Origin of the sequence: Blastococcus jejuensis, assembly GCF_039534705.1 — a bacterium.
GTDB classification, from domain to species: Bacteria; Actinomycetota; Actinomycetes; order Mycobacteriales; family Geodermatophilaceae; genus Blastococcus_B; species Blastococcus_B jejuensis.
Window position 1 is genome coordinate 263,998 of the sequence record NZ_BAAAVV010000004.1, and the last position, 21,008, is coordinate 285,005.

At 73.5% G+C, this 21,008-nt stretch carries 18 protein-coding genes; 11 read left to right on the forward strand and 7 right to left on the reverse strand.

Annotation, left to right across the window (positions count from 1 at the left end; genetic code table 11):
• Positions 1-14 precede the first annotated feature (14 nt).
• Positions 15-698: an alpha/beta fold hydrolase gene (locus ABD644_RS10850; protein WP_344688868.1), complete on the reverse strand. Its 684-nt coding sequence runs from the start codon at positions 696-698 to the stop codon at positions 15-17.
• A 158-nt stretch (positions 699-856) separates the two neighbouring features.
• Here ABD644_RS10850 and ABD644_RS10855 point away from each other — a divergent pair, with 158 nt between their 5' ends.
• From ABD644_RS10855 to mqo, 3 genes are all read left to right on the forward strand, one after another.
• The gene (locus tag ABD644_RS10855) at positions 857-1,819 is read left to right on the forward strand and encodes an MBL fold metallo-hydrolase (RefSeq protein WP_344688869.1); all 963 of its coding nucleotides are present in this window, start codon (positions 857-859) and stop codon (positions 1,817-1,819) included.
• A gap of 6 nt (positions 1,820-1,825) precedes the next feature.
• Positions 1,826-3,418 (forward strand): FAD-dependent monooxygenase, encoded by a 1,593-nt coding sequence (locus ABD644_RS10860; protein WP_344688870.1) that lies wholly within the window; start codon positions 1,826-1,828, stop codon positions 3,416-3,418.
• Between the two features lie 155 nt (positions 3,419-3,573).
• Positions 3,574-5,070: a malate dehydrogenase (quinone) gene (gene mqo / locus ABD644_RS10865; protein ID WP_344688871.1), complete on the forward strand. Its 1,497-nt coding sequence runs from the start codon at positions 3,574-3,576 to the stop codon at positions 5,068-5,070.
• 16 nt (positions 5,071-5,086) lie between these two features.
• Here mqo and ABD644_RS10870 read toward each other — a convergent pair whose 3' ends face one another.
• Entirely contained in the window at positions 5,087-6,316 is a 1,230-nt protein-coding gene (locus ABD644_RS10870) for a saccharopine dehydrogenase family protein (protein ID WP_344688872.1), read from the reverse strand.
• Between the two features lie 123 nt (positions 6,317-6,439).
• Between ABD644_RS10870 and ABD644_RS10875 the strand changes: the two genes are divergently transcribed.
• The 5 genes from ABD644_RS10875 to ABD644_RS10895 all read left to right on the forward strand — a co-directional run bounded on the left by ABD644_RS10875 (position 6,440) and on the right by ABD644_RS10895 (position 11,093).
• Positions 6,440-7,240, forward strand: a complete 801-nt coding sequence (locus tag ABD644_RS10875; protein WP_344688873.1) for a methyltransferase domain-containing protein — start codon at positions 6,440-6,442, stop codon at positions 7,238-7,240.
• Between the two features lie 191 nt (positions 7,241-7,431).
• On the forward strand, positions 7,432-7,680 hold the full coding sequence (locus ABD644_RS10880) for a hypothetical protein (protein ID WP_344688874.1): 249 nt from the start codon (positions 7,432-7,434) through the stop codon (positions 7,678-7,680).
• On the forward strand, positions 7,677-8,507 hold the full coding sequence (locus ABD644_RS10885; RefSeq protein ID WP_344688875.1) for a hypothetical protein: 831 nt from the start codon (positions 7,677-7,679) through the stop codon (positions 8,505-8,507). Before ABD644_RS10880 ends, ABD644_RS10885 begins: the two co-directional genes overlap by 4 nt.
• A 16-nt stretch (positions 8,508-8,523) precedes the next feature.
• On the forward strand, positions 8,524-10,341 hold the full coding sequence (locus tag ABD644_RS10890; protein WP_344688876.1) for a fumarate reductase/succinate dehydrogenase flavoprotein subunit: 1,818 nt from the start codon (positions 8,524-8,526) through the stop codon (positions 10,339-10,341).
• Entirely contained in the window at positions 10,338-11,093 is a 756-nt protein-coding gene (locus ABD644_RS10895) for a succinate dehydrogenase/fumarate reductase iron-sulfur subunit (protein ID WP_344688877.1), read from the forward strand. The genes ABD644_RS10890 and ABD644_RS10895 overlap by 4 nt, the downstream gene beginning before the upstream one ends.
• A 9-nt stretch (positions 11,094-11,102) precedes the next feature.
• Here the strand turns inward: ABD644_RS10895 and ABD644_RS10900 are convergent, their stop codons facing one another.
• Complete coding sequence (locus ABD644_RS10900; RefSeq protein WP_344688878.1) at positions 11,103-12,251, reverse strand: AI-2E family transporter; 1,149 nt, start codon at positions 12,249-12,251, stop codon at positions 11,103-11,105.
• A gap of 88 nt (positions 12,252-12,339) precedes the next feature.
• Positions 12,340-13,707: an amidohydrolase family protein gene (locus ABD644_RS10905; protein ID WP_344688879.1), complete on the reverse strand. Its 1,368-nt coding sequence runs from the start codon at positions 13,705-13,707 to the stop codon at positions 12,340-12,342.
• A gap of 188 nt (positions 13,708-13,895) precedes the next feature.
• Between ABD644_RS10905 and ABD644_RS10910 the strand changes: the two genes are divergently transcribed.
• The gene (locus ABD644_RS10910; RefSeq protein ID WP_344688880.1) at positions 13,896-15,821 is read left to right on the forward strand and encodes an FHA domain-containing protein; all 1,926 of its coding nucleotides are present in this window, start codon (positions 13,896-13,898) and stop codon (positions 15,819-15,821) included.
• Between the two features lie 22 nt (positions 15,822-15,843).
• On the opposite strand, the gene ABD644_RS10915 is transcribed toward ABD644_RS10910, so the two are convergent.
• The 3 genes from ABD644_RS10915 to ABD644_RS10925 are packed head-to-tail and all read right to left on the reverse strand — an operon-like array spanning position 15,844 to position 19,002.
• Positions 15,844-16,524, reverse strand: a complete 681-nt coding sequence (locus ABD644_RS10915) for a DNA alkylation repair protein (RefSeq protein WP_344688881.1) — start codon at positions 16,522-16,524, stop codon at positions 15,844-15,846.
• 37 nt (positions 16,525-16,561) lie between these two features.
• Positions 16,562-17,932 carry an FAD-dependent oxidoreductase gene (locus ABD644_RS10920; RefSeq protein ID WP_344688882.1) on the reverse strand — a complete coding sequence of 457 codons (1,371 nt, stop codon included), beginning with the start codon at positions 17,930-17,932 and terminating at the stop codon, positions 16,562-16,564.
• 50 nt (positions 17,933-17,982) lie between these two features.
• Positions 17,983-19,002: an NAD(P)-dependent alcohol dehydrogenase gene (locus tag ABD644_RS10925; protein ID WP_344688883.1), complete on the reverse strand. Its 1,020-nt coding sequence runs from the start codon at positions 19,000-19,002 to the stop codon at positions 17,983-17,985.
• A gap of 103 nt (positions 19,003-19,105) precedes the next feature.
• On the opposite strand from ABD644_RS10925, the gene ABD644_RS10930 reads away from it, so the two are divergent.
• Positions 19,106-19,765 carry a TetR/AcrR family transcriptional regulator C-terminal domain-containing protein gene (locus tag ABD644_RS10930; protein ID WP_344688884.1) on the forward strand — a complete coding sequence of 220 codons (660 nt, stop codon included), beginning with the start codon at positions 19,106-19,108 and terminating at the stop codon, positions 19,763-19,765.
• A gap of 25 nt (positions 19,766-19,790) precedes the next feature.
• A complete protein-coding gene (locus tag ABD644_RS10935) occupies positions 19,791-20,996 on the forward strand; it encodes an MFS transporter (RefSeq protein WP_344688885.1) in 1,206 nt (401 codons plus the stop codon).
• The last annotated feature ends 12 nt before the right edge of the window (positions 20,997-21,008 follow it).

Here is a 21,008-nt window from a genome sequence, read left to right on the forward strand (position 1 = left end):
ATCCGCGAGGGCGGTCAGGACGTGCGTTCCAGGAGCGCCGCCAGGCTCGCAGGCATCGACCCCATGGCCTGGTGCGAGCTGTCCAGACGCTCGACGTGGTCGGCGCCGGACGACATCTGCTCCTGGGCCGCCGGCGGGATCGCGTTGTCCTGCTCGCAGATGATGTAGGTCGCGGGGTGCGTGCGCTCCGGTCCGGTGCTGGCGGCCTGCAGGCTGGAGACCGACTGGGGCACGAAGCGTCGCAGGTTGGCCGCGGCGGTCGTCGCGTCGATGTCGGCGCACAACGCCTTCCTGGCGACGTCGAGATCCTCGGTCACCGTCACGGTGCCGTCGGGGTGCGGCACGATCCAGTCAGGCAGCTGACCACCGAGGAAGTCGTCGACCGACTGCCCGCGCTGCGGCCAGAACGCGCTCAGGTAGACGACGTGCGCGACCGCCGGGTCGTCGGCGAGCTCCGTGACGACCATGCCGCCGTACGAGTGCCCCACCAGGACGACGGGTTCGCCCACGGCCGCCACGACCGAGCGCACGAGGTCCGCGTCGGCCGCGAGATCGCCGAGCGCGGCCGGCTCCGGCCCGGCACTGGGCAGCTGCTCGATCACCTCGACCCGGTGACCGTGCGACCGCATCAGGTCGGCCACCTCCTGCCAGTACCAGCCGCCGACGAAACCACCGTGCACGAGCACGTAGTTGGTCATTCCGCGACCATCCGGTACCGGAGCTGCCCGCACCAGAGCCTTAGGGAGGCGCACGGGACGGGGCGACGCCGGCCTCGCACCCTTGCGCGGCCCTACCGTGTCCCTGGCACTGTGGAACCGTTCCCACTGCACGATTCCGTCTGCACCAGGAGCCCCGCATGGCAGCGAAGCCGTTCGCGTCCTCCGCCGATCTCGGCGTCAAGGAGCAGACCCTGGAGGTGCTCGCCGACGGTGTCTACGCGCTCACGGCCGACGGCGACCCCAACGTCGGCGCCATCGAGGGCGAGGACTTCCTCGTGTGCTTCGAGGCGCTCGCCACGCCGGTCGCGGCCCGCCGCTGGCTCGCCCGCCTGCGCGAGCACACCGACAAGCCGGTCCGCTACCTGGTGCTCAGCCACTACCACGCCGTCCGCGTGCTCGGCGCGAGCGCGTTCGACGCGGAGGTCGTCGTCAGCTCGGAGCAGACGAAGGCCCTGATCGCCGAGCGGGGTCAGCAGGACTGGGAGAGCGAGTACGGCCGGATGCCGCGCCTGTTCGAGGAGCCCGACTCGATCCCCGGGCTCACCTGGCCGACCATGACGTTCCGGGACACGCTCACCATCGAGCTCGGGGGCGACCGCGGGGAGCTGGTGCTGCAGTTCCTGGGACGCGGGCACACCGAGGGCGACATCGTCGCGTGGCTGCCCAAGGAGCAGATCGTCTTCGCCGGCGACCTCGTGGAGTCCCAGGCCGCGCTCTACACCGGCGACGCGTTCCACTTCGACTGGGCGGCGGGGACGCTCGACCGGGTCAAGGCCCTCGGTGCGCGGCAGCTGATCGGCGGCCGTGGCGCGATCGCCCGCGGCCGCGAGGAAGTCGACGCGGCGGTCGAGCAGACCCGCGACTTCCTGCTGACGATGCAGCGCACCGTCGGCGCCGCCCACCGCTCCGGCGGCTCCCTGAAGGACGCGTTCCACGCCACCCATGAGGCGCTGGCCCCGACGTTCGGCCACTGGCCGATCTTCGAGCACTGCCTGCCCTTCGACGTCGCGCGGCTCTGGGACGAGCTCGACGGCATCGAGCGGCCGGTGATCTGGACGGCGCAGCGCGACCGCCAGGTCTGGGACGAGCTGCAGGGCTGACCCGGCGTGGGCATCCCGGGCCCCGCGCCGGTGCTGGTCCTCGGCTGCGGGCCGGTCGGCCAGACCACGGCGCTGCTGCTGGCCCGCTGGGGGCTGCCGGTGGTGGTGCTCGACGCGCGCCCGGCCCGGGACCTGGTCGGCAGCAAGGCGATCTGCCAGCAACGCGACGTCCTCGACGTCTGGGACGCCGTGGGTGTGGGCGCCGCGGTCGCCGCCCGCGGGGTCACCTGGACGACAGCGCGCACCTTCCACCGCGACGCCGAGGTGTTCAGCTTCTCCTTCGTCGACCGCGGCCGGTCCCCGTTCCCCCCGTTCGTGAACATCTCGCAGTCGGAGACCGAGCGGCTGCTCGACGAGCGCATCGCGGCGCAGCCGCTGATCGACGTCCGCTGGGGACACGCGATCACCGGGATCGAGCAGGACGGGGCGGGTGTCACCGTGACCTGCGCGACGCCCGACGGGTCGGTCGCCGTCGCCGGGTCCTACGCCGTGACCTGCTCCGGCTCACGGTGCGACGCGGTGCGCGGTGCGCTCGGGCTCTCGTTCGACGGCGAGAGCTTCGACGACCGCTTCCTCATCTGCGACATCCGCACCGACCTGCCCGGCTGGGAGACCGAGCGCCGCTTCTGGTTCGACCCCGAGTGGAACCCGGGCCGCCAGGTGCTCATCCATCCCTGCCCGGACTCGACCTTCCGGATCGACTGGCAGGTGCCGCCCGACTTCGACCTCGCCGCCGAGGAATCCTCCGGCGGCCTCGACCGCCGCATCCGCCAGGTGGTCGGCGACCGGCCCTACGAGATCGTGTGGAAGTCGGTCTACCGCTTCTCGTCGCGCGTGGTCGACCGGATGCGCGTGGGCCGGGTCCTCGTCGCCGGCGACGCCGCCCACCTCGTCTCCCCGTTCGGCGCCCGGGGGCTGAACTCCGGGGTGCTCGACGCCGAGAACGCCGCGTGGAAGATCGCCTTCGTGCTGCGCGGCTGGGCCCCCGAGTCGCTGCTGGAGAGCTACCACGCCGAGCGGCACGCCGCGGCCCTGGAGAACCTCGACGTCACGACCGCCACGATGCGGTTCCTCGTGCCCCGCACCGACGAGGAGGCCCGGCACCGCCGCGACGTCCTGGAGCGGGCGCGGGCCGACCCCGCGGCCCGCGCGCAGGTGGACTCCGGACGGCTGGCCGAACCCTTCTGGTACGTCGACTCGCCCCTGACCACGCCCGACGACCGCCGTCCCTTCCCGGGCCGGCCACCCAAGGGCGACGTGCCCGTCCCGGCCCCGGGGGTGCTGGTGCCCGACTGCCCGGTGACCGTGCCCGACCGCCTCGACCTCGACCGGCTGCGCCGGCTGGCCCGCGACGGCGTCACCGTGCTGCTCGGCGACGACGTCGCCCCGGGCCGAGTGTCGGTGCCGGCCGACGTCCCGGTCGCCGTGCACCGGATCCGCGACCTCGACGGCGGCGGCCTGCTCGCCGCGACGCTCGGGGCTCGGCCCGACGAGGCGTGGGTGCTGCGCCCCGACGGGCACGTCGCCGCCGTCGTCCCCGACCCCTCCGGGGTGGGTCCGGCGATCGCGCGGATGCTGGCCCGTCGCCCGGTCGGGTGAGTACGCCCTCGGTGGTCCGGGGCTCGTCATGGTGCAGATCACGCAGTTGGGAAAGCTCACACCGGTCGCATTGGTGGTCCGGCCCGGTCCCGACCGACGATCAGGAGGACGGCGCGATCCGCGCCCCTCCCCAGGTCGAAGCCAGAGAGCGAGCCGTGACGTCCTCCCCCGTGCCCGACAGCGCGAACCCCGACGTAGTCCTCATCGGTGGCGGCATCATGAGCGCCACCCTGGCCGCGCTGCTCGGCGTCGTCGCGCCGCACTGGCACGTCTCGGTCTTCGAGGCCGGGCCCGACGTGGCCGCCGAGAGCTCCGACGCCTGGAACAACGCCGGCACCGGGCACGCGGCGCTGTGCGAGCTGAACTACACGCCCGCCGGCCCCGACGGCCGGGTCGACCCCACCAAGGCCGCCACCATCAACGAGCAGTTCCAGGTGTCGCGGCAGTTCTGGTCGCACCTGGTACGCGGCGGCATGACGGGGGCGCCGAAGGAGTTCATCACCCCGGTCCCGCACATCGGCTTCGTCACCGGCGAGCAGGGCCGCCGCTACATGCGGGCCCGACACGACGCGATGGCGGCCCACCCGCTGTTCGAGGGCCTGGAGTACTCCGACGACGCCGACGAGATCGCGTCATGGCTCCCGCTGATGATGGCCGGCCGCGACCCGCGGGAGGTCGTGGCGGCCACCCGGTCCACCGCCGGCACCGACGTCAACTTCGGGTCCCTCGCCCGGCTGATGCTCGAGGACGCCGCGCAGCGGGGCACCACGGTCTTCTGCGAGCAGCGGGTCCAGCGCCTCGACCGCGACACCGACGGCCGGTGGATCGTCAGCGTCCGCGACCAGCGCACCGGGGAGCGCCGGGTCGTGCGCACCCGCTTCGTCTTCGTCGGCGCCGGGGGCGGTGCCCTGCCGCTGCTGCAGAGCGCCGGCATCCCGGAGATCGCCGGGTTCGGAGGTTTCCCGGTGAGCGGCCGGTTCCTGCGCACCAACTCCCCCGAGCTGGTGTCGGCCCACCAGGCCAAGGTCTACGGCCAGGCCGCCGTCGGCGCCCCGCCCATGTCGGTGCCGCACCTGGACCTGCGCCTGATCGACGGCGACCACTCGCTGCTCTTCGGTCCGTACGCGGGCTTCTCCCCCAAGTTCCTCAAGGCCGGCTCCCTGCTCGACCTGCCGAAGAGCGTCCGCCCGGGCAACCTCGGCCCCATGCTGGCCGCCGGCGCCGCGAACATCCCGCTCACCGCCTACCTGGTGCGGGAGCTGCTCGCTTCCCAGGACGCGCGGCACGAGACGCTCACCGACTTCGTCCCGACCGCCGAGCAGCACGACTGGGAGCTGATCACCGCCGGCCAGCGGGTCCAGGTCATCAAGAAGGACCCGCACACCGGTCGCGGCGTCCTCCAGTTCGGCACCGAGCTGGTGGTCGGCGGCCAGGGCAGCATCGCCGGCCTGCTCGGCGCCTCCCCGGGTGCGTCCACGGCCGTCTCGGCGATGCTGGCCCTCCTCGAGCGCTGCTTCCCCGACCGCATCCCGGCCTGGCGCCCGGCCCTCCAGGAGGCGATCCCCTCCTACGGCCGCCGCCTGGCCGAGGACCCCGCGCTGCTCGCCGAGGTCCGCGCCGACACGATGCAGGTCCTCGAGCTCACCGGCTGAGGCCCGGCCGGCGGGGTCAGGCCGGCGCGACCTCGTATGTGTGCCCGGCGGCCCGCAGCCGCTCGACCAGCACGTTCCCCATCGCCGTGGCCGGGGTGAGCGAGCCGGCCCGGTCGGGCAGCCGGTCGCCGTCCAGGGCGAGGGCCAGGGCGCTCTCCCCGAGCATGACCGCCGTCGCGGCGTAGCCGGGATCGCCGGATCCCCCGGCCGTGGCCCGGTAGCGCCGTCCCGACTCCGTCCCGGCGTCGACGACCATCCGGAACCAGCCGTTCACGCGGGCGTCCTCGCCGGGGCCCGAGCCCGGTGCGGGCAGCACCCGGTCCAGCAGCGCCCGGGTGGGCGGGAAGGCCATGGCCGCCAGCGCCCCGACCAGCCCCCCGGTGACGCCGGCGGCCGTGATCGCGCCGACGGGGCCGCGCCCGCAGCCCATCACCTCGCCGTAGCTGAACGACCGCCCGTACGCCCAGTCCTGCAGGGCGTTGCTGCGCCGGACGATCCGGGCGTTGTACGGCGCCATCACGAACGGCGCCGTCCACCGGCCGTCGGGCGTCCGGGCCGGTGGCCCGGCGTCCCGCGGCTGGCGGGTGTCGGGCTCGGCGGCCCGGTCGGGGCTCAGCGCGTACGGGTCGCCGACGACGCGACGCCGGGACGGGTCCTGCTGCAGCGCCTCGAGCTGGGCGCGCATCGAGTCGATCGTCCCGCCGCTGAGGCCGCCCTTGAGCGTCGCGACGAGCCGCACGTCGCGCAGCCCGCCGGCGCCGTCGGCCCGGGCCCGCTCGGCCAGCAGGAAGGCCGAGAGGTCCGAGGGGATCGAGTCGTAACCGCAGGCGTGCACGATGCGGGCGCCGCTCCCCTTCGCGACGGCGTCGACCCGGTCGATCGCGTCGCGGACGAACAGCACCTCGCCGGTGAGGTCGGCGTAGTGGGTGCCGGCGCGGGCACAGGCCTCGACGACCGGCATCCCGTACCGCGCGTACGGGCCGACGGTCGTGGCCAGGACCCGGGTGCTCGCGGCCAGCGTCGCGAGCGAGGCGGTATCGGTGGAGTCGGCCTCGAGCACCGGCCAGTCACGGGCCGCGGCGGGCAGCCCGGCCCGCACCTGCTCGCACCGCGCGCGCGACCGGCCGGCCAGCGCGATGCGGGCGTCAGCCGGCGCGTGCTCGGCCAGGTAGGCGGCGAGCAACCGGCCGACGAAGCCCGACGCCCCGTAGACCACGACATCGTATGCCCGTTCGGTGTCCGTCACCCGCCCATCCTCGCCCGGGTGTCGTTCCCCGGCCTACCGGGACCCTGGCGTTCCGGCCGGCGGGGGGTGAACACTGCGTCCATCGGGCCGGGTTCTCCGGCCCGAGAACCTGGGAGCCGCCCTGTGGCCACCGACGCGTACCTCCTCGACAACCGGGCGGCAGAGGCCGAGCTGCGCTTCGCCGCGCTCGGCGCGGTCTTCGACGAGGTCACCCTCCGGCACGTGGACGCCCTGGGCCCGGCACCCGGTTGGCGGTGCTGGGCGGTCGGCGCGGGCGGTCCCTCGATCCCCGATGCGCTCGCCGCCAGGGTGGCGCCGGGGGGCCTGGTGGTGGCGACCGATCTGGACACGCGGTGGCTCGCCGGCCGGGCCGGTGGCGATGTCGAGGTGGTCCAGCAGGACGTGGCCCGTGACGATCCGCCCGGCGCCGGGTTCGACCTGGTGCACGCGCGGCTCGTGCTCAGCCACGTCGTCGCGCGCGAGGAGGCCCTCACGCGCATGGTCTCGGCGCTGCGCCCGGGTGGTTGGCTCCTCGTCGAGGACTACGACGTCCTCCTGCTGCAGTGGCCCTCTCCCGACGAGGACGGCCCGGAGCAGCGCCTGGCGGACACGGTGAAGGGCGAGTTCCGGGCGCTGCTGCGGGAACACGGCGCCGACCCGCGGTTCGGTCGGCGCCTGCCGCGGCTGATGCGGGCGGCCGGTCTGGTCGACGTACAGGCCGACGCCTACTTCGCCGTGGCCCTGCCCACGGTGGCCGCGCTCGACCAGGCGAACGCACGCCAGATCCGCGACGAGATCGTCCAGCGCGGGCACCTGAGCGCCGAGGACGTCGACGCCTACATCGCTCTCGTCGCTGACGGCCGCCTCGATCTGACGACCCCGCCGCTCGTGTCCGCGTGGGGACGCCGCCCGCCGGAGGACTGACCGCCGCGGACGGGCTGGGGAGGCGGTCCGCTGGGTGGATCGGCGGCTGTGCGTACGAGAAGTGAGCACTGCCTGTGACATCAGTCACCGCGCCCTCTTCCCCGTGAGCCGGGTTCGTGGTCTTCTTCGGTCGGTCGCCAACGACGGCGGCCGGGAGCGTTCTGGGGGCAGGAATGTCTTTGGAGCAGGACGTGGCAGCAGCCCGCGGGGCGATCGACGCCCTGGAGCGGGCCTGCGCCGCGGTGACGGGGCACTTCAGGGACACGGTCGACTCGCGCCGGTTGCGAGTGGACATCGCTCGGCTGCGCGAGGACCTCACACTGGTGGTCGGCGTGCCGCCCCGACCGGTGCACGACCCCTACCGCGCCTCGTTCGAGGCGGCTGCCTACGACGACGGTTTCGACCAGGCGATGGACTCGCCGGGCCGCAGGGTCCGGTGACGGCCACCGCTCCACGCGGAACCGGGGCCGTCACCCCGGGCCGCGGCTCCGGGGGGCCCGCCCCGCGCCGGGCGGCGATCGCCGCCCGCACCCTGCGCACCGACCGGTGGTGGCTCCAGCCGCTGCTCACCGTCGTCGCGCTGGTGCTGTTCATCGTCTATGCGACGTTCCGGGCGTTCCAGAACGCCCACTACTTCGCCGAGCCCTACATCTCCCCCTTCTACTCGCCGTGCATCACCACGGCGTGCGAGGGCGACACCTTCCCGGAGCTCTTCACCGGGCCGACCTGGATCTCCCCGGCGCTCTACATCCTGATCTTCCCGCTGGGCATCCGGATGACCTGCTACTACTACCGGAAGGCCTACTACCGGTCCTTCTGGCTGTCCCCGCCGGCCTGCGCGGTCGCCGAGCCGCACCGGCGCTACACCGGTGAGACGCGGCTGCCCCTGCTCGGCCAGAACATCCACCGGTACGCGCTCTACGCCGCCCTGGTCATCAACGTCATCCTCTTCTACGACGCCGTGCTGGCGTTCCGGGACGAGACCGGCGCGTGGGGCCACATGGGGCTCGGCACCCTGATCCTGCTGGCCAACGCGGTGCTGCTGTTCCTCTACTCGGTGTCGTGCCACTCGTGCCGGCACATCGTCGGCGGCCGGATCAACAACTTCTCCCGGCACCCGCTGCGCTACAAGGCGTGGGGGCTGGTGTCGCGGCTCAACGGCCGGCACATGCAGTTCGCCTGGGCGTCGCTGTTCAGCGTCGCGTTCGCCGACTTCTACGTCTTCCTGCTGGCCACCGGCACGATCTCCGACCTCCGCTTCTTCTGAACATGGGGTTCCACTGATGGATCTGGAGCGGCACGACTACGACGTCGTCGTCGTCGGGGCGGGGGGTGCGGGCCTGCGGGCCGCGATCGCAGCCCACGAGGCGGGCGCGCGCACCGCCGTCGTCTGCAAGTCCCTGCTCGGCAAGGCGCACACCGTGATGGCCGAGGGCGGCATCGCCGCCGCCATGGCCAACCTCTATCCCGAGGACAACTGGCGGGTGCACTTCCGCGACACCATGCGCGGCGGGAAGATGCTCAACCACTGGCGCATGGCCCAGCTGCACGCGCAGGAGGCGCCCGACCGGGTCCGCGAGCTCGAGGACTGGGGTGCGCTGTTCGACCGTACCCCCGAGGGCCTGATCAGCCAGCGCGACTTCGGCGGTCACCGCTACGCCCGGCTCGCCCACGTCGGCGACCGCACCGGGCTCGAGCTGATCCGCACCCTGCAGCAGCGCACGGTGGCGCTCGGCATCGACGTGTACATGGAGTGCACGGTCACCCGGCTGTTGACCGAGGGTGGTGGGGCGGGCCGGGAAGGAGGCATCACCGGGGCGTTCGGCTACTGGCGCGAGTCCGGCCGGTTCGTCGCCTGGCAGGCGCCGTCGGTGGTGCTGGCCACCGGGGGCATCGGCAAGGCGTGGAAGGTGACGTCGAACTCCTGGGAGTACACCGGCGACGGCCACTCGCTGGCGCTGCAGGCCGGCGCCTCCCTGGTCAACATGGAGTTCGTCCAGTTCCACCCCACCGGGATGGTCTGGCCGCCGTCGGTGAAGGGCATCCTCGTCACCGAGAGCGTCCGCGGTGACGGCGGCATCCTGAAGAACTCGTCGGGCAACCGGTTCATGTTCGACTACATCCCCGACTTCTTCCGCAAGGAGACCGCGGAGACCGAGGACGAGGCCGACCGCTGGTACACCGACAAGAAGAACAACCGGCGCCCGCCGGAGCTCCTCCCCCGCGACGAGGTCGCCCGCGCCATCAACAGCGAGGTCAAGGCCGGTCGCGGCTCCCCGCACGGCGGCGTCTTCCTCGACATCGCCTCGCGCCGCGACGCCGACTACATCCGCAAGCGGCTGCCCTCGATGTACCACCAGTTCAAGGAGCTGGCCGACGTCGACATCACCGCCGAGCCCATGGAGGTCGGCCCCACCTGCCACTACGTGATGGGCGGTGTCGAGGTCGACCCCGACACCGAGGCGGCGCGCATCCCGGGCCTGTTCGCCGCGGGCGAGGTGGCCGGCGGCATGCACGGGTCCAACCGGCTCGGCGGCAACTCGCTGTCGGACCTGCTGGTGTTCGGGCGGCGGGCGGGGGTGGCCGCCGCCGAACACGCGTCGAAGCTGTCCGGCGCCCGGGTGGAGGTCGCCGAGGAGGCCCTCGCGGACGCGGGTCGGGCCGCGCTCGCGCCGTTCGAGCGGGACGGCGGCGAGAACCCGTACGCGGTGCAGCACGACCTGCAGCAGACGATGAACGACCTGGTGGGGATCATCCGCACGAGGTCGGAGATCGAGCAGGCGCTGGAGCGGATCGAGCAGCTCAAGGTGCGGGTCGCGAACCTCTCCGTCGAGGGCCACCGGCAGTACAACCCGGGCTGGCACCTGGCGCTGGACCTGCCGCACATGCTGCTGGTGAGCGAGTGCGTGGCCAAGGCGGCGCTCGAACGGGAGGAGAGCCGGGGCGGCCACACCCGCGACGACTTCCCGGCCGCCGACGCGGAGTGGGCGAAGATCAACCTGATCTGCGAGCGGTCCCCCGACGGTGCGGTCACCGTCCGCAGACAGCCGCTGCCCGTGATGCCGCACGACCTGGCCGAGGTCTTCGAGGAGCTGGCATGAGCTACGACGCCCGGTTCCGCGTGTGGCGCGGGGACGCGTCCGGCGGCGACCTGCAGGACTTCACCGTCGAGGTCAACGAGGGCGAGGTCGTGCTCGACATCATCCACCGGCTGCAGGCCACCCAGGCCGGGGACCTCGCCGTCCGGTGGAACTGCAAGGCCGGCAAGTGCGGCTCGTGCAGCGCCGAGATCAACGGGCGCCCGCGGCTGATGTGCCTGACCCGGATGAGCACGTTCACCGAGGCCGAGGTCATCACCGTCACCCCGCTGCGGACCTTCCCGGTCATCCGCGACCTCGTCACCGACGTCTCGTTCAACTACGAGCAGGCCGCGCGGATCCCCGCCTTCGCCCCGCAACCGCGCGACGCCGACGGCAACCACCGGATGATGCAGGTCGACGTCGAGCGCTCGCAGGAGTTCCGCAAGTGCATCGAGTGCTGGCTCTGCCAGGACACCTGCCACGTCATCCGCGACCACGAGGGCAACAAGGCGGCGTTCTCCGGCCCGCGGTTCATGATCCGGCTGGCCGAGCTCGACATGCACCCGCTCGACACCGAGGACCGCCGCGACGCCGCGCAGGACGACTTCGGCCTGGGCTACTGCAACATCACCAAGTGCTGCAGCGAGGTGTGCCCCGAGGGCATCCACCTCACCGACAACGGGATCATCCCGCTGAAGGAGCGCGTGGTGGACCGCAGGTACGACCCGCTCACGTGGCTGGGCTCGAAGATCGGCCGCCGGAAGGCGGACTGACCCGCCGGGTCAGGCGCCGGGGACGGACTCCGGTCGAGCTCGACCGGAGCCTGCCGCACCGGCGGCTGACCCGTCGTCGCGTCCACCGTCGTCGCCCACGAGCTCGTAGCGGCGACCGTAGGTCTGGACGACGGCCTCGATGGCGGCGACCACCGGGATCGACACCAGGCCGCCGAGCGGACCGAAGAGGGATGCGCCCACGATCACCGCACCGAACGCGACCGCGGGGTGGATGAACACCGTCCGCGCCGTCACGCGCGGCGCCAGGATGTAGTTCTCGATCTGCTGGTAGACCGTGCCGAAAACCAGCACCCAGACGGCGTCGCTCGGCTGGTCCGCGAGGGCGATCAGCGCCGGCAGGATGATGGCCAGATAGGTGCCGATCGTCGGGATGAACTGCGACACGAAGCCGGTCCAGATGGCCAACGGCAGCCAGTAGGGCACGCCGAGCACGGACAGCAAGATCCCCGTCACGACCGCGCTGAGCGCGGCCAGCACCAGGCGCGAGACGACGTACCCGCCGGTCTTCTCGATGGCGATGGTCCAGACCGTCGAGATCACCCGTTGCTGCCGGGGCGGGAACCGGCTGGAGACCGTGTCCCGGAGCTTGGGCCCTTCGGCGGACATGTAATAGGCGAACAGCAGCAGGGTGAAGCCCTGGAACACCGCCCCGATGGTGGCGGTGACGAAGCCGACGAGGTTGGGCGTGAGGTCCTGCGCCAGGTTCTGGATCCGATCGGGCGTCAGCTGGAGCGCGTCGGCGACGTCGCCGGCCTGGAAGTCCGTGTCGAACGTGTCGTTGGCCCAGGACACGACGCTGCGCACGACGTCGGGGGCCGACCGGATCAGCTGCCCGAGCTGATCCACCAGCAGTGCCCCGAAGACCCCGATGAACGCGATCAGGAGCGCGACCAGGCCGAACATGACCAGGCCGGTCGCCAGTCCTCGGCGCATGCCGCGTCGCTCGAGGCGATGGACGATCGGCTCCACGCTGATCGCGAAGATCCAGGCCAGGAACAGCAGCCCGAGGAAGTCGCGCAGCGACTGGAACATCCACACCGCGGCCTGGTAGGCGGCCACCGCGGCGAGCACGTAGAGCAGAGCGCGGCGCAGCCACGGGGGCGGCCGGTGTGCGGCCGCGGACGTGCCCTCCGTCATGGCGCGCCTCCCCAATCCGACGTCGTGCGTCGCGTTCTCGTCGGCGGCACGGTAGGCGATGGTCGGGGCCTCCCGCAGGGCCCTGCGGTCACCGGGCCCTCGATGACACGGCGGCAGGTGGGCACCAGGGCTCGTCCCGCACGGCATCGAGCAGGCGGTCGCGCGAGCGGGTGGCCCGGTCCAGGACCGCGGACAGGTCGCGGTGGACGAACCGTCCCTCGCGCTTGACCCACCGCCCGGCCACCAGCACGCCGTCGACCTCACGGACGCCGGAGGCCAGCACGACCGCGCCGACCGGGTCGCTGACCGGCGCCAGGCTCGGGGTGTCGGTGCGCAGCAGGAGGACGTCGGCCTGCTTGCCGGGCTCCAGGCTGCCGGTCCGGTCGTCGAGGCCGATCGCGCGGGCGCTCTCGATCGTGGCCATCGCCAGCACGTCGACGGCGGGAAGCGGGACCTCGGCGAGGGCCTCCCCCGCCGCCAGAGCCGACGCGTGGGCGGCACCCCGAGCCAGCGCGAGCGCCACCCGCATGCCACCGAACAGGTCGCCGCCGACGGAGGTGCACACGTCCGCGGACAGCCCGGTGGGGATCCCGCGCGCCCGGAGCCGCATCGTGGCCGGGTACCCGTGCCCCATGTTGGCCTCGACCTCCGGGGAGACCGACGCGCGACCACCGGCCGCGGCGATCGCGTCCAGTTCGTCGTCGGCCAGCATCGTGGCGTGGACGTAGGTCGTGTCCGGCCCGAGCAGGCCCCGGCGCGCCAGGTCGGCGACGTGCCGTCCGGCGCCCCGCAGACCGCCGCCGACGTGCACGGTCACCGGGAGGCCGAGCGCGCGGGCCAGGCCCCAGTCGGCCTCGGCGAGCTCGGGCGTCGAGAACTCCGGGCCGCGCACGGCCATGCCGAGGGTCACCCGTGCGGTGTCGTCCGAGCCGACGCCCTCCCGCAGCCGCCGGACGTCGCCGGTGTGGGGCGAGCGGTCGCCGAGGGCCTGCGCGTTGCTCGCGCCGTAGGCGAACACCGCCCGGCCGCCGGCGTCGAGCAGGGCCTGCCAGGCGGCGTCGGCGTGCTCGGGACCGTTGATGTTGTGCGACCAGTCGACGACGGTCGTGATGCCCGCGTCCAGCGCCTCCACGGCGCCGAGCAGCGTGGCCGCGTAGGTGTCCTCCGGCGCGAACAGGCCCCCGAGCCGGCCCCGCATCCGGGCGAAGTACTGCCCCAGCGTCCAGTCGACGGCGATGCCGCGGAGCGAGCTCTGCCAGAGGTGCCGGTGCGTGTCGACCAGGCCGGGCAGCACGATCCGGTCCCGGGCGTCGACGACCTCGGCGTCCGCGACCGCACCGAGCACTCCCACCGCGGCGATGACGTCGTCCTCGATCAGGACGTCACCGCGGAACGGCGCCGACCCGGGGGCCATCGTGACCACCCACCCGCCGCGCAGCAGGGTCCGGTTCGTCATGCGCTCGGCCACCTCCCGCGGCATCCGTCGAGGTCAGCATCCTGCCCCGCGCCCGGCCGTCGCGGCGGCCGGCGCGCTCGCGCCGGGGGCCGTTGACACCGTTCGTCGCCCCCTCCACCGTTGGTCGATCCACGCCGGCCAGCAGCGCCGGCAGCAGCGCGGGTCCACCCCGGCTCGAGGAGCCAGCGATGACCATCAGCCTCGTCGGCGTCCAGGGTGACCTGGCCGGCCGCAGCTTCCCGATCACCGCCCGCCCGCTCACCCTGGGCCGTGGCAGCAGCAACGACATCGTCCTCGCCGATCCGGCCGCGTCGCGCATGCACGCGGAGCTCCGTCCGGGGAAGAAGGGCTGCGTCCTGAAGGACCTCGGCAGCGGCAACGGCACGTACGTCAACGGCGAGCGGGTGACCGAGCGGACGCTCCGGCCCGGGGACCAGGTGTCGATCGGCGACGAGGTCTTCCGGTTCGAGACGTCGGACTCCCCGACCGTCCTGGTGCAGGCCCCGGTGCAGGCCGACGGCGCGGCCGCCCCACCGGTCCTCCGGGTCACGGTCGCCGGCGGCGGCCCGGTGGGCATGAGCTTCGCCCTCTTGCTCGACCACCTGCTCGGTTCGCGCGTGGCGATCACCATCCACGACGGCCGGTGGGCGGAGGACGGCGGCCGGTTCGTCTGGCAGAACCCCGAGATGGGCAACAACCGGCGCCAGCAGGTCGTCACCGTGCAGAGCCGGCAGTTCCTCAAGCTGCCGCCCGAGGTGCAGGCACGCCTGTTCCAGCCGGGCACCTACTCCGAGATGTGGCCCGCCGGCCCCGACTCCATCCAGGGCCAGGGGCCGCGCAACATCCGGATCGCCTACATCGAGGACGAGCTGCTCGCGATCCTCGACGAGAAGACCGACCACATCCGGCTGGTGCCCGAGAACTTCGACGCCACCGCCGCCCACGAGGAACTCGCCGGCGCGCACGTGCTGGCCATCTGCGAGGGCGGCCGGTCGACCACGCGCGAGCACTTCGCCGACCGCTTCGGCGCCGCCGACATGACCCTCTACGGGCTCGAGGGCCGACAGGTGCAGGACATGGTGCTGGGCCTGCGGGTGAAGTCCCGGCTCCCCGACCCCATGTCGGTCCTGCTGACGGTCAGCCAGAACCGCTTCCTGCTCAACTCGCTGCGCGGCGAGGGCTTCCTGAACATGCGGCTGACCGACCAGGAAGCCGTGGAGGCGGTCGGGATCAACCCGGTGCGGCAGGTGTTCACGCCCTGCATCCAGTCCACGCCATGCCTGCTCGAGCGCCGGCCGTCGGGCGAGTTCCACTGCGCCGGGCACAACGCGTTCTTCCTGCCCGCGCTCCTCAAGGGCTCGGCGCTGTGGGAGCGCGTGCAGGAGGGCCTGCGCATGTTCGACGTCCCCGGGGCCGACCTCTCGGCCGTGACCGGTTTCCGGCTGGACATGGTGCAGCGCCCGCGGTTCACCGCCGAGCTGCTGCCCCGGACGGCGACGACGCCCGGCACGTACGGCTTCCTGCTGGGCGACGCGGCCAACGCGATCCACTTCTGGCCCGGCCGCGGGCTCAACAGCGGCCTCGCCTCGGCCGTCTCGCTGGCCCGGTGCCTGGCCGCGAACTGGCGGGGCGTCCCGTTCCGCGACTCGGCGTTCACCCGCCACGAGGCCGTGATGGCGATGCTGCAGTACCGGCACAAGACGCGGGCGTTCCGGCAGATGGTCACCACCGACGACGCCGGGCACGCCGTCGCGATCAAGGACCTCGTCGCCCGCGGCATCGCCGAGGGCGAGCAGGGCGGGATGGACGGCGGCATGGACGGCGAGCGGGACCTCGAGCTGCTGATGCAGCGGATGCGGCAGAACCGGACCCGCCTCGAGCCGCGCCTGCCGGGCATGCCCGACGACGACACGCTGCGCGCCCACCTCGCGCAGCTGTCGCCGGCGACGCTGCACACGCTGGTGGTCAGCGAGCCCTGGGACAGCGGCAACGTCGGCGGCGAGGAGGTCGACGTCGACTGGCTGCTGCCCGAGCAGGACGCGGCCGTGGTCCCGGCGCCGCGGGAGGGCGAGCAGGTGGCCCGACCGCGCGGGTGGAAGCCGGCCGTCGTCTGACTGCGTCGTCTGACTGCGGCGGCTAGCCGCGTCGGCGCACCATCTCGGTGATCCAGGTGGGCGCGAACGGCGACGTGCAGTTCGGGGGCGTCGGGTAGTCCTCGAGCACGCGCAGGCGCTCGCCGATGTCGATCGCCCGGGCCCGGTGCTCGGCGTGCTCGATCCCGATCTGGGCCAAGCACGTGTTCATCGCCCACTGCAGGCGGTCCGGGGCGTCCTTCATCTCGGCCTCGATGACGTCGAGCAGTCCGGGGAGGTCGAGGCCCTCGGGCTTCTTCACCACCCGTTCGCTGGTCAGCGCCCAGCCGGCGCCGGCCACCGCTGGGTCGGGGTCGGCGGACCACGAGAGCCGCAGCTCCTCGGCGTGCGGGCTCTTCTTGACCACGTAGTTCACGAGCCAGTCCTGGACCTTGGGGGTCCGCGCCTCGCGCAGCATGGTGTCGAGCTCCGCGCGCTCGAACGCCGTGGGGCGGCAGATCAGGAGCGCGAGCAGCCTCGCCGCGGAGTCCCCGGTCGCCCACAGCTCGCGCGCGAGGTCCTGCTGGATCTTCAGCCGCTTGCCGATCGCGCGGAGGGCGCCGAGGTTCACGCCGTGGTCGTCGCCGTGCCGGGCGTTCACCTCGCGGATGCGGGGGTCCTCGAGCCCGGCCAGCTCCGCCATGAGCTCGTCCACCGTGCCCTCGGCCGCTGCGGTGCGGGTCATCGCGGTCTCCTGTCGGTCGGCTGCGGGTCCCCCAGTCCTACCGGACGTCGGCCTCCACGGCGTCGAACGCCTTGCGGGCCGCGATCAGCACCGGGTCCCACACCGGCGAGAACGGCGGGGCGTAGGAGAGGTCGAGGGAGAGGATCTCGTCGACGCTCATCTCGTTCCAGATGCAGATCGCCAGGGCGTCGATCCGCTTCGCCGAGGCCTGCTTGCCCACGATCTGGGCGCCCAGCAGCCGGCCGCTGCGCCGCTCGGCGATCATCTTGACCCGGATCGGCCGGGACCCCGGGAAGTAGCCGGCCCGCGTCGTCGAGTCGACGACGGCGGTGACGAAGGAGTAGCCAGCCCGCTCGGCCTCGCGCGAGGACAGCCCGGTGCGCGCGGCCTCCGTGTCGCAGATCTTGGTGATCGCCGTGCCGATCACCCCGGGGAACGTCGCGTACCCGCCGCCGATGTTGATGCCCGCCACGCGCCCCTGCTTGTTCGCGTGCGTGCCGAGGGCGACCACCATGCGCTGCCCGGACAGGCGGTGCAGCGACTCGACGCAGTCGCCGGCCGCCCACACACCGTCGACCTGCGTGCGCTGCCGCGTGTCGACCGCGACGCCCCCCGACGTGCCGAGCGGGATGCCGGCCTCCGTCGCCAGGCGCACGTCCGGCCGGACCCCGAGCCCGAGGACGACGAGGTCGGCCGGCAGCTCCCGGCCGGAGGCGGTGACCACGGCGCAGGCGCGGCCGTCGGCGCCGACCTCCACGGCGGCGACGCCGTCGGAGAGCACCAGGTGGATCCCCTCCCCCCGCACGGCGTCGGCGATGAACTCGCCGATGTCGGGGTCGAACGTGCCGACCGGCGTGGCGGACAGGTCGACCACCGTCACGTCGAAGCCACGGGTGCGACACGCCTCCGCCAGCTCCAGACCGATGTAGCCCCCACCGACGACGACGACCCGCTGGACGCGCCCGCTGTCGAGCTCGGCCCGCAGCGCCACGCCGTCGTCGAGCACCTGGACGCCGTAGACACCGGCGGCGTCGATGCCCGGCACCGGCGGGCGCATGGGCACGCTGCCGGTCGCGTAGACCAGGTCGTCGAACGGCTCGTCCCCCTCGCGACCGCCGTCGAGCTCCCGCCACCGCACCGTGCGGCGGTCCAGGTCGATGCCCACCACCTCGGTGTGCATGCGGACGTCGATGCCGGCCGCCCGGTGCTGGTCGGGGGTGCGGGCGACGAGGGCCTGCTCGCTGGCGACCGCGCCGCCGATCCAGTACGGGATGCCGCACGCCGAGTAGGACGTGGCGCGGCCCCGCTCGAACATCACGACGTCGAGGTCGCTCCGCCGCTTCTTGGCCTGCGAGGCGGCGCTGCCCCCGGCGGCGTCGCCTCCGATCACCACCAGGCGCTGGGTCATCCTCCGACGCTAGGGCAGCGCGCCACCCAGGGAAACGGCCGGACGCGCGGTCACACCGTGACGACGACCTTGCCGCGGGCCCGCCCGTCGGTCATGTACTGGACCGCGGCGCCCGCCTCGGCGAGCGGGAAGGCGCGGTCGACCACCGGGGTCACCGTCCCGGCGGTGATGAGGTCGGTGAGCTCGGCGAGGTCGGCCGCATTCTCCGACGCGACGAACATGCGCAGGTGCTGCCGGACGAACGGGGACAGCAGGACGCCCCGGAGCTGGCGCCCGACGCCGAGGAGCCGTCCGCCGCCCTCGCCGCCGACGAAGACCAGCGTGCCGGTGGGCGTGAGGAGCCGCCGCAGCGTGCGCACCGACCGGCTGCCGCCGATGTCGACGACGACGTCGTAGCGCCGGCCCGCCGCCGTGACGTCGCCCTGGGTGTAGTCGACGACGTGGTCGGCCCCGAGCGAGCGCACCAGGTCAAGCTTGCCGGTGCTGGAGACGCCGGTGACCTCGGCGCCGTAGGCCTTGGCGATCTGCACGGCGAAGGAGCCGACCCCGCCGGACGCGCCGAGCACCAGCACCGTCTGGCCGGCCTGCACGCGACCGTGGTCGCGCACCGCCTGCAGCGCGGTCGTGGCCGAGACCCCGATGACGGCGGCCTGCTCGACCGGGAGCGCCGCGGGGCGGGCCACGAGCTTGGCGGCACGGGCGGTGGCGAACTCGGCGAAGGTCCCGTTGCCGATGCCGAGCACCTCGTCACCGACGCGCAGCGTGGACACCCCGGACCCGACCGCCTCGACGCGGCCGGCGACCTCGCGCCCCCGCACCGGGTTCCTCGGGGCGCGGAGGCCGGTGAGCCGGACCGCGTAGGGCACGCCGGCCATGAGGTGCCAGACGCCGCGGTCGACCCCGGCCGCGTGCACCCGGAGCAAGACCTCGTCGGGCCCGGGGGTCGGTCGCGCGACCTGCGCGAGGTGCAGCACGTCGCCCGTCTCGCCGTACCTGTCCTGCACCGCCGCGGTCATCGTCGACTCACCGTGGCCGGGCGGGCGGGTCGGGGCGGGCTGGCTGGCGGTCATCGGGGTGCTCCTCGCATCGGGTGGCTTACGTTGTAAGTCCTACGCTTACAACGTAAGCTCGTCAAGAGGCTTGCGCCCCGCGGCTCAGGAGAGGAGGTGGCGGATGGTGCCCCCGAACGGACGACTGCCGCTGAGCCGGGAGCGCGTCCTGGCCGCCGGCCTCGCCCTCGCCGACGCCCACGGGCTCGAGTCGCTGACCATGCGCCGGCTGGGCGAGGCCCTGCACGTCGAGGCGATGTCCCTCTACAAGCACGTCGCGAACAAGGGCGACCTCCTCGACGGCATGACCGACCTGGTCTTCGCCGAGATCGCCCTGCCGCCCGACGGCGCCGCGTGGCGGCCGGCCATGCGCGACCGCGCGATCTCGGCCCGGGCCGCGCTCCGCCGGCATCCGTGGGCGACGGCACTGGTCTCGTCGCGCACCTCCCCCGGCCCCGCGACGCTGCGCCACCACGACACGGTGCTGCGCACGCTGCGCACCGGCGGCTTCTCCGTGCCGCTGGCCGCGCACGCGTTCTCCGCGATCGACAGCTACGTCTACGGCTTCGCGCTGCAGGAGGCGACGCTCCCCTTCGACACCGCCGAAGAGGCAGCGGAGGTCGCGCAGACCATGTTCGCCCGCATGGCCGCCGACCGGTACCCGCACCTCACCGAGCTCACCGTCACGCACGTGCTGCAGCCGGGCTACGACTACGGCGCTGAGTTCGAGTACGGCCTGGACCTGATCCTCGACGGGCTCGAGCGGGCTCTCGCCGCCACCTGAGCGCCCCGTGCGAGGATCGCGCCTCGTGCGACTCCTCGGGCGGGGCGGGATGCCCCGCGAGGTCGGGGTCCTCGCCGTCATCGCCTTCGTGGTCGCGCTCGGCTTCGGCATCGTCGCCCCGGCCATCCCGCTGTTCGCGCGCGCCTTCGGCGTCGGGACGACGGCGGTCGGGCTGGCCGTCAGCGCCTTCGCCTTCTTCCGCTTCGTGTCGGCCTTCAGCGGCGGCACCCTGGTCGAACGCTTCGGCGAGCGGGGGGTGCTGACCGCCGGGCTGCTGATCGTCGCGGTCACCACGGGCCTGGCCGGTCTGGCCGGCTCCTTCCCCGTGTTCCTCGGCCTCCGGGCGGCCGGCGGGGTGGGCAGCGCGATGTTCACCGTCGCCGCGCTGTCGCTGCTGCTGCGGGTGGCGCCGCCCTCGCACCGGGGCCGCGCGGCGGCCACCTGGCAGGGCGGCTTCATCCTCGGCGGCATCGCCGGCCCCGCGGCCGGCGGCCTGCTCGCCGAGCTGTCCCCGCGGCTGCCGTTCTTCCTCTACGCCGGGTTCCTGCTCGTGGCCGGCGCGGTGGCCGTCGCGCTGCTCCGCTCGGTACCGACGGCGAGGAACCCGGACGAGCCGCCGGTGCACACCGGTCCCGACCTGGACGCCGGGCCCGTCTCCCTCCGCGCGGCCTTTCGGTCCCGGGCCTACATCGCCGCCCTGGTCGCCAACCTCGGCGTCGGGTGGGTGCTGTTCGGCGTGCGCAACTCGCTGGTCCCGCTGTACGTGACCGAGGAGCTGGGGCGCACCGTCGCGTGGGCCGGCGCCGGGCTGCTGGCCGGGTCACTCGCCCAGGCGCTGGGGCTGCTCCGGTCGGGCCGGCTGGTGGACGGGTGGGGCCGGCGGCCCTCGCTGGTGCTCGGCTCGACGGTGGCCACCGCATCGATCGTGATCCTGGTGCTCCCCCCGGCGATCGGGGCGTTCCTGCTGTCGATGGCGCTGTTCGGCCTCGCGGCGTCGCTGCTGGCCAGCGCCCCGGCGGCGCTCGTCGGCGACATCAGCCCGGCCCGCGGCGGGCGGGTGGTCGCGGTGTTCCAGATGGCCGCCGACCTCGGTGCCATCGCCGGCCCGCTGATCGCCGGCTGGCTCACCGACGTGGCGTCGTTCCAGGTGGCGTTCGCCGTCACCGCGGCCGTGCTGGGGGCCGGCGTCGTCGCGGCGCTGGCCGTGCCGCGCGCCGGCGCCCCCTCGTGAGCGGCCGGAAAC

Excerpts from the sequence above, each read along its gene's own strand:
- ABD644_RS10850 (WP_344688868.1), bottom strand. The coding sequence starts at position 698 with ATGACCAACTACGTGCTCGTGCACGGTGGTTTCGTCGGCGGCTGGTAC.
- ABD644_RS10855 (WP_344688869.1), top strand. The coding sequence starts at position 857 with ATGGCAGCGAAGCCGTTCGCGTCCTCCGCCGATCTCGGCGTCAAGGAG.
- ABD644_RS10890 (WP_344688876.1), top strand. The coding sequence starts at position 8,524 with ATGGATCTGGAGCGGCACGACTACGACGTCGTCGTCGTCGGGGCGGGG.
- ABD644_RS10895 (WP_344688877.1), top strand. The coding sequence starts at position 10,338 with ATGAGCTACGACGCCCGGTTCCGCGTGTGGCGCGGGGACGCGTCCGGC.
- ABD644_RS10900 (WP_344688878.1), bottom strand. The coding sequence starts at position 12,251 with ATGACGGAGGGCACGTCCGCGGCCGCACACCGGCCGCCCCCGTGGCTG.
- ABD644_RS10905 (WP_344688879.1), bottom strand. The coding sequence starts at position 13,707 with ATGACGAACCGGACCCTGCTGCGCGGCGGGTGGGTGGTCACGATGGCC.
- ABD644_RS10910 (WP_344688880.1), top strand. The coding sequence starts at position 13,896 with ATGACCATCAGCCTCGTCGGCGTCCAGGGTGACCTGGCCGGCCGCAGC.
- ABD644_RS10915 (WP_344688881.1), bottom strand. The coding sequence starts at position 16,524 with ATGACCCGCACCGCAGCGGCCGAGGGCACGGTGGACGAGCTCATGGCG.
- ABD644_RS10920 (WP_344688882.1), bottom strand. The coding sequence starts at position 17,932 with ATGACCCAGCGCCTGGTGGTGATCGGAGGCGACGCCGCCGGGGGCAGC.
- ABD644_RS10925 (WP_344688883.1), bottom strand. The coding sequence starts at position 19,002 with ATGACCGCCAGCCAGCCCGCCCCGACCCGCCCGCCCGGCCACGGTGAG.
- ABD644_RS10930 (WP_344688884.1), top strand. The coding sequence starts at position 19,106 with ATGGTGCCCCCGAACGGACGACTGCCGCTGAGCCGGGAGCGCGTCCTG.